Annotated in this window: 7 protein-coding genes; 2 read left to right on the top strand and 5 right to left on the bottom strand. The window is 73.6% G+C overall.

The features are described 5' to 3' along the window. From AB0398_RS34065 to AB0398_RS34045, 5 genes are all read right to left on the bottom strand, one after another. A partial coding sequence (locus tag AB0398_RS34065) for an AAA family ATPase (protein ID WP_366379548.1) occupies positions 1 to 1,113 on the bottom strand: 1,113 nt, incomplete at its 3' end. A 115-nt stretch (positions 1,114 to 1,228) separates the two neighbouring features. Then, positions 1,229 to 2,104: a dienelactone hydrolase family protein gene (locus AB0398_RS34060; protein ID WP_366379547.1), complete on the bottom strand. Its 876-nt coding sequence runs from the start codon at positions 2,102 to 2,104 to the stop codon at positions 1,229 to 1,231. Between the two features lie 161 nt (positions 2,105 to 2,265). After that, positions 2,266 to 3,096 (bottom strand): aldo/keto reductase, encoded by an 831-nt coding sequence (locus AB0398_RS34055; RefSeq protein WP_366379546.1) that lies wholly within the window; start codon positions 3,094 to 3,096, stop codon positions 2,266 to 2,268. 65 nt (positions 3,097 to 3,161) lie between these two features. Continuing rightward, entirely contained in the window at positions 3,162 to 4,376 is a 1,215-nt protein-coding gene (locus tag AB0398_RS34050; protein ID WP_366379545.1) for an MFS transporter, read from the bottom strand. A gap of 717 nt (positions 4,377 to 5,093) precedes the next feature. Beyond that, entirely contained in the window at positions 5,094 to 5,708 is a 615-nt protein-coding gene (locus tag AB0398_RS34045) for a thioredoxin domain-containing protein (protein ID WP_366379544.1), read from the bottom strand. A 289-nt stretch (positions 5,709 to 5,997) separates the two neighbouring features. Between AB0398_RS34045 and AB0398_RS34040 the strand changes: the two genes are divergently transcribed. Next, positions 5,998 to 6,453 carry a hypothetical protein gene (locus tag AB0398_RS34040; RefSeq protein WP_366379543.1) on the top strand — a complete coding sequence of 152 codons (456 nt, stop codon included), beginning with the start codon at positions 5,998 to 6,000 and terminating at the stop codon, positions 6,451 to 6,453. Between the two features lie 15 nt (positions 6,454 to 6,468). After that, positions 6,469 to 6,747 (top strand): hypothetical protein, encoded by a 279-nt coding sequence (locus AB0398_RS34035; RefSeq protein ID WP_366379542.1) that lies wholly within the window; start codon positions 6,469 to 6,471, stop codon positions 6,745 to 6,747. The last annotated feature ends 54 nt before the right edge of the window (positions 6,748 to 6,801 follow it).

Below are 6,801 nucleotides of genomic sequence, written 5' to 3'. Positions count from 1 at the left end.
GAGAAGACCGCCGAGGTCCTGGAGTCCGACGGCTGGTTCCACACCGGCGACATCGGCGAGCTGTCCGCCGACGGCCGCACGCCGGGGCCCGCGGTGCCGGGAGAGCGGGGCCGAGGCGAGGACGGCCCGCCCGAGGAACGGGTCCTCGAAGCGGAGCAGCCCGTCGGCGCGGCGCAGCAACCCGTCCGCGACCAGGCCGTCCAGCGGTTCGACGGGCGCGCCCGCGGCCCGCGCGCCGCCCAGGACGGCGTCGACGGCGACACCGGGGAGGCGCCGCGCCGCCGTGACGGCGCCCTCCTCCCCGGCACGGCCGGCGAGCGCCACCACCGCGAGCAGCCGCCGGGAGTCGGCGGGCAGGTGCTCCAGGAAACCGCCGTACACCTCGGTGAGGACGGCCCCGTCGACCGGCGGCTCCGGGAGGGGCGCGGCGCCCGAGAGCTGGGCGGGGGCGAGGCGCCGTACCGCCGCGACGAGGACACCGGGGTGGCCCGCCGCCTCCTCGACGAGCCGCCGCGCGACCGGCGGCGCCGGGGGAGGGCCGCACAGGTCGCCGAGCAGGGCCCGCGCGCCCTCGGGGCCGAGCCGCCCGAGCCGTACGGCCTCCGCCTCCGGGACCTCGGGAAGCCGGTGGTGACGGGCGGCCGACACGAGCCAGCGGGGCCCGCGGCGGCCCGGCGCGCGGCCCCGCCGCCACGCCGCGGCGAGCGCGGCGCGCGAATGGGCGTCCCAGAGGTGCAGGTCGTCCAGGCAGACCAGGACCGGAAGGTCCCCGAGGAGCCCGGACACGGCCGCGGCGACGCCGTCCTCGCCCCGCGCGGTCCGCAGCGCCCGGCGCGCGTCCGGAGCGCCGGGCGCGAGGGCGGCGAACAGGGCCCGCGCACCGCTCCACGGCATCCGGTGACCGGGCGCGGCGATCCGGTGCGCCGCGCCGGGGAAGTCGTCGGCCGCCCGGGCGAGCAGGGCGGAACGGCCCTCGCCGGGACCTCCGGTGACGAACAGGATCCCGCCGGCCCCGGTGTCGGCGGGGGCCGAAAGCCGGGCCACCGCGGCGAGTTCGGCCGCGCGGTCGTGCAACCGGGCGCCGGAGGCGGTGAGGTGCGTCGCTCCGCTCACGGCGGTCAGGTTACCGACCCGTACGGCACGGAGCGGCGGAAGGCTCCCGGGTCTGGGCGCAGGCCCAGAGCCGGGAGCCCCGTTCTGTGACGGCGCACAGACGGCCCGGAGGACGTCAGGAACCGAGCGGGCAGCTGCCCCGGTACTCCTCGATCGTGAGGCTCGGCCGGGGCAGCGGGCAGAGGAACTGCTCGTAGCGGGTGTCGTCGTCGACGAAGCGCTTGAGCCACGCGACGCCGTACTTCGCGATCGTCGTGTTCGCGGTGTTCGGCGTGAAGTGCGTGGCGCCGTTCAGCTCCAGGTACGCCTTGTCGAGCGAGCCCGGCAGGCTCTCGTAGAAGGGCTCCGAGTGGGAGGCGACGGGCGCGACCGTGTCGCCGTCCGCGCCGATCACCAGGGTGGGCGTGGTGATCTCGGGCCAGCTCTTGTCCGTGTTCCAGCCGGTGAGGGGAACGGCCGCCTTCAGGGAGGGCCGGCTCTTGGCGGCTTCGAGGGCCCCTCCGCCGCCCATGGAGTGCCCCATCACCGCCAGGCGGTTCGCGTCGATCCGGTTCCGCACGGGGCTGCGCTGCGTCAGGTGGTCGAGCGCGGCGAGGAGCTGCCGGCCCCGGCTGTCGGGCTGGTCGAGCGTGGTGAGGGTGTCGATGGTGAACACCACGAACCCCTGCGAGGCGAGGCGGGGGCCGAGCCAGGCGATGGAGGACTGGTAGGCGGTGAACCCCGGCGAGATGACCACCGCGCCGAAGGTGCCGTCGGCCGTGGACGTCGGGTAGTAGACGGTGCCGCCGCCGAAACCGGTGACGGAGAGGGCGGAGACGCCGGTCTCGGAGACGGCGTAGGGGCCCCGGAGCGCCTCCACGCTCGCCCGGGTCGGCGCGGGGCCGCGCTCGTACGGATTGGCTGCGGCGGCGTCGGCGGCCCGGACGCCGGGGGCGAGGAGCAGGGTGAGGGAGGCGGCGGCGGTGGCGGCCGCGGCAAGGTGTCGTCTCACGACGGAGTCGTCCTCTCGTGTCGTGCGGCGGCCGCCCTCCGAAGGGAACGGGAAGCGGGAACGGAGAGCGGCCGGACCTGTACTGGCCCGGCCACTCTCCGCGTCCGGCGTCCGGCCGGCATCGGTGGAACCACCGGCCTCCGCCGCCGGTTCCACCGGACTCAGTCGAGGGCGTCGGGGTCCGGGCCGGTGCGCAGACCGCGGTCGAGGCCCGCCATCGCCGTCATCTCCTCGGCGGAGAGGGCGAAGTCGAAGACGTCGAGGTTCTCGCGGATGCGGGCGGGGGTGACGGACTTCGGGATGACGACGTTCCCGAGCTGGAGGTGCCAGCGCAGCACCACCTGGGCGGGGGACCTCCCGTGCCGGGCCGCGATGCCGGTGACGACCGGGTCGGCGAGGACGGCGCCCTGGGCGAGCGGGCTCCACGCCTCGGTGGCGATCCCGTGGACGGCGTGCAGCTCGCGGAGTTCGCGCTGTTGGAGCCCGGGGTGCAGCTCGATCTGGTTGACGGCGGGCACGAGGTCGCCGGCGTCGAGCAGCCGCTCCAGGTGCGCGGGTTTGAAGTTGGAGACGCCGGCGGTGCGGACCCGCCCGTCGGCGACCAGCGTCCCGATGGCGCGCCAGGTGTCGACGTACAGGTCGCGGGCCGGGGCGGGCCAGTGGATCAGGTACAGGTCGACGTGGTCGAGACCGAGCCTTGCGAGGCTGTCGTCGAAGGCCCGCAGGGTGGCGTCGTACCCCTGGTCGGCGTTCCACAGCTTGGTGGTGACGTACAGCTCGTCGCGGGCGATGCCGGAGGCGGCGAGCGCCCTGCCGACCCCGGCCTCGTTGCCGTAGACAGCGGCGGTGTCCACGGAGCGGTACCCGGCCTCCAGGGCGTGGGCGACGGCGGTCGTGGTCTCGTCGTCGGGGACCTGGAAGACGCCGAAGCCGAGCTGGGGGATCTTGGTGCCGTCGTTGAGGGCGACGGTGGGCACGTGGGGGAAGGACATGGGGGTGCGGCTTTCTCTCTGGTTTCTCTCTGGAACGGTGTGCGGTGGGGGTGGGGCGGAGGAGGTCAGTGGTGTACGGGGACGCGGGCGTCCGCGCCGGTGTCGACCGCTTCGGCGGCCTCGGCCTCGGGCGCGGGGGCCCGGCGCTCCAGTGCGGCGGACCAGAGGGCGAGGCCGAGGGCGGCGGCGGCGAGGACGGCGCCGACCCAGTTCGGGGAGGTGTAGCCGAAGCCGGCGGCGATGACGATCCCGCCGAGCCAGGCGGCGAGCGCGTTGCCGAGGTTGAAGGCGCCGATGTTGACGGCGGAGGCCAGGGTCGGCGCGCCGTGCGCCTGGTCGAGGACGCGCTTCTGCAGCGGCGGCACCGTGGCGAAGCCGAGCGCTCCGACGAGGAGGATCGTGATCGCGGCGAGGATCTTGTTGTGCGCGGTCACGGTGAACAGCGCGAGGACGACCGCGAGCCCGCCGAGGGTGGTGTAGAGCAGCGGCATCAGCGCGCGGTCGGCGTACCGGCCGCCGAGCAGGTTGCCGAGGAACATGCCGGTGCCGAAGAGGACGAGGAGCCAGGTGACCGCGCCCTCGGAGTAGCCGGCGGCCTCGGTCATCATCGGCGCGATGTAGGTGATCGCGGCGAAGACGCCACCGAAGCCGAGCACGGTCATCGCCATCGCGAGCAGCACCTGGGGGTTGCGGAACGCCTTCAGCTCCCGGCGCAGAAGGGTGCCCTCGGGGCGGGGCATGGCGGGCACGAGACGGGCGATGCCGAGCAGCCCGACCACGCCGAGCGCGGCGACGACCGCGAAGGTGGTGCGCCAGCCGATCGCCTGCCCGATGAAGGTGCCGAGCGGCACGCCGACGATGTTGGCGACCGTCAGGCCGGTGAACATGGTGGCGATCGCGCCGGCCTTCTTGTCCGGGGCGACGAGGCCGGCGGCGACGACGGACCCGATGCCGAAGAACGAGCCGTGGGCGAGCGAGGCGACCACGCGGCCGGTCAGCATCAGCCCGAAGCTCGGGGCGAGGGCGGAGAGCACGTTGCCGAGCACGAACAGGCCCATGAGCAGCATGAGCATCCGCTTGCGGCTCACCTTGTTGCCGAGGACGGTCAGCAGCGGCGCGCCGACGACGACGCCGAGCGCGTAGCCGGTGACCAGGAGGCCGGCGGTGGGGATGGTGACGCCGTAGTCGGTGGCGATCTGGGGCAGCAGGCCCATGATCACGAACTCGGTCGTACCTATGCCGAAGGCCCCGAGCGCAAGAGCGAGTAGCGCGAGCGGCATGGCTCGCCCCCTTTCAGAATTGATTGAGCGATCCCTTTGCACGCCTCGACAATAGTTGCATGCGCGCTATATGTGCAAGCGCGGGTAGGTGGTGCGGTCTGGGTGGGGTCGACAGGGGAGTGGTCAATGCCGAGGACGCCCCTCGCCAGGACCGGTGGTTTCGCGCTCGGCAGGGTGCCCCGGCTCCGGCACGAGGGCATGGCTCTGCGGCAGGACTACGGCCGGCGCCGCGTCGAGGAAGGGAGGGGGGATGTGGCGCGAGGTCCTTCGACTCTTTGCGCGCTACGTCGCCCCGGGGTTTTCCGCCGGTCGGGACCGCGTGGCCGTGCCTCCGCCCATGGAGGCGGTGCTCCATGTCGTTTTGAACGCTGGTCACCGGGGCCTGTGGCCTTGCGCCTCCCGCTCCGTGGCGGCGGGGGCTACGCCTCGTTCCGCCACCTGGGCGCGCAGTGCGGTTTCGGCTTCTTCTCGTCGGTATGCGGGAGGAACCCGCGGCCGCCACTGTCGTCGTCGACGAGGAGGGTCAGGGGCCTGCTTCGGCCGGCGCGGACGAGGCGGAACTCGTCGGCCGGTCCACCGGGGACCGGGCCAGTCAGCCGGCGACCGGGTCGGTCCGCCGGCTACCGTGCCGGTCCTCTCGTCGTGCGAGGAGTCGGGCCGGGGCGTTCCGCCGAACGGGTGCCCCTGGTCGGTGGAGCACCCCGGTCCGACTCCGTCTCACCCCCAGCGTTCGGACAGTTGGGCGAAGAACGCCTCCGGCGTCACCGCGTAGCCGCCCGGGCCGAGCACCGCGACCGGGTCGCCGTCGGCGAGCACGGTCGGCGTCGACTCGACCCCGCCGCGCTCGAAGGCGGCGGAGACGGTGCGCGCCCAGGGCAGGTAGACGCCCCCGGACACCTTGCTCTTGAACGCCTCGGTGGCCAGCCCCGGCACCTCCGCGGCCAGTTTCAGCAGCGTCTCCTCGTCGGCGAAGCCGTCCTCCTCCTCGGGCGGCTGCTCGGCGTAGAGCAGCCTCAGGTAGAGCGCGAACCGCTCGCTGCCCTCGTCGAGGGCCGCCCCCAGCGCGGCCAGGGCGTGCAGGGACCCGCTGCCGCCGCCGTCGTCGAGGAACGTCCCGAAGTGGTACTCCACCCGGAAGTGCCCGGCGTCGGCCGCCTCCCGGATCACCGTGCCCAGCCCGTTCTCCATCCGCTTGCAGTACGGGCAGCGCGGATCCAGATACACGCCGAGCACGTGCGCGGCGCCCTCGTCGCCATAGAGCACGACGGTGTTGCCGGGGCCCGAGGTGTGCGCGGGAACGGGCGTCGCCCCGCCGGGGGTGTCAGAGGTCATGCGGCCAGACTGCGCCCGCCGCGCCGCCCGCGCAAAAGGAGCGCCTCCCGGCGTGCGGACGCGTGACGGCCGCCGTACGGGTTACACGCAGGGACCGTGCGCGGAGGCCAAGGGGCCCCGGGCGAGGGGCGGTTGGCCGGGTGCCGGCCCGGATGTCGGCTCGGCCCGCGTGGCCGGAAACGATGTCCTGATTATTTCCGTTCTTTTCTGAAAAGACGGGTACGTGAGGCCGCACGACAGTCGAACCGGGTGAAGCGGAATTCGCTTTTCCGCAGAGAATGGGGACGTCATGGCCGCACGTATCCTGAAGAAGAACGCCGTTCTCGCCGCGGCACTGGTCTGCGCGGGTGCCACCGCTCTCACCGGCTGCGGGGACGGGGACTCGGACGAGGCCTTCGCCGGGCAGAGCGCCGACGCCATCGCGGCCGAGGCCGTGAAGGCGACCCGCGACGCCGACTCCGTGCGGATCACCGGTACGTCACAGGCGCAGGGCTCGCCCGCGGTCGTGAAGACGGATTTCCAGGTCGACGAGAAGGACAACTGTCTCGGCACGCTGTCGATGAACGACGCGAAGGCCGACGTCCGGCAGGCCGGCCAGAACGTCTACGTCCGGGGCAACGAGCGGTTCTGGCAGAACGCCCTGCAGGGCCGGCCCGGCACGGACACCGCCGTCGACCGGCTCCAGGACAAGTGGGTCAAGAGCGAGCCCGGCGACAAGTCCACCCAGGGCATGTGCGACAAGTAGGCGCTCCTGGCCGCCATGGACAGCGACAAGTCCGAACGCGACGGCATGCGGCGCGGTGCCGCCACCGAGGTCGACGGCAAGGACGCCCTGACGCTCACCAAGCAGCAGGCCGACGGCGAGAAGCTCACCCTGTACGTCGCCACCGAGGGCGACCCCTACATCCTCAAGGCCGTCTCCGAGGGCGGCAAGCAGCCCGGCGAGACGCTGTTCAGCGACTACAACGAGAAGGTCGAGGTGGAGCAGCCGCCGGCCGGCGAGGTGGTCGACCCCAAGACCGTCGCCACGAACGGCTGACCGCGCTCGGCCCGGACACGGCACGTCGCCCTCCCGCCCGGGCGGGAGGGCGAC

This window comes from Streptomyces sp. NPDC086147, from assembly GCF_040702165.1.
Classification (GTDB): Bacteria; Actinomycetota; Actinomycetes; order Streptomycetales; family Streptomycetaceae; genus Streptomyces.
Note: the sequence above shows the minus strand (reverse complement) of the source record. Positions and strands in the feature narration are given on the sequence as shown.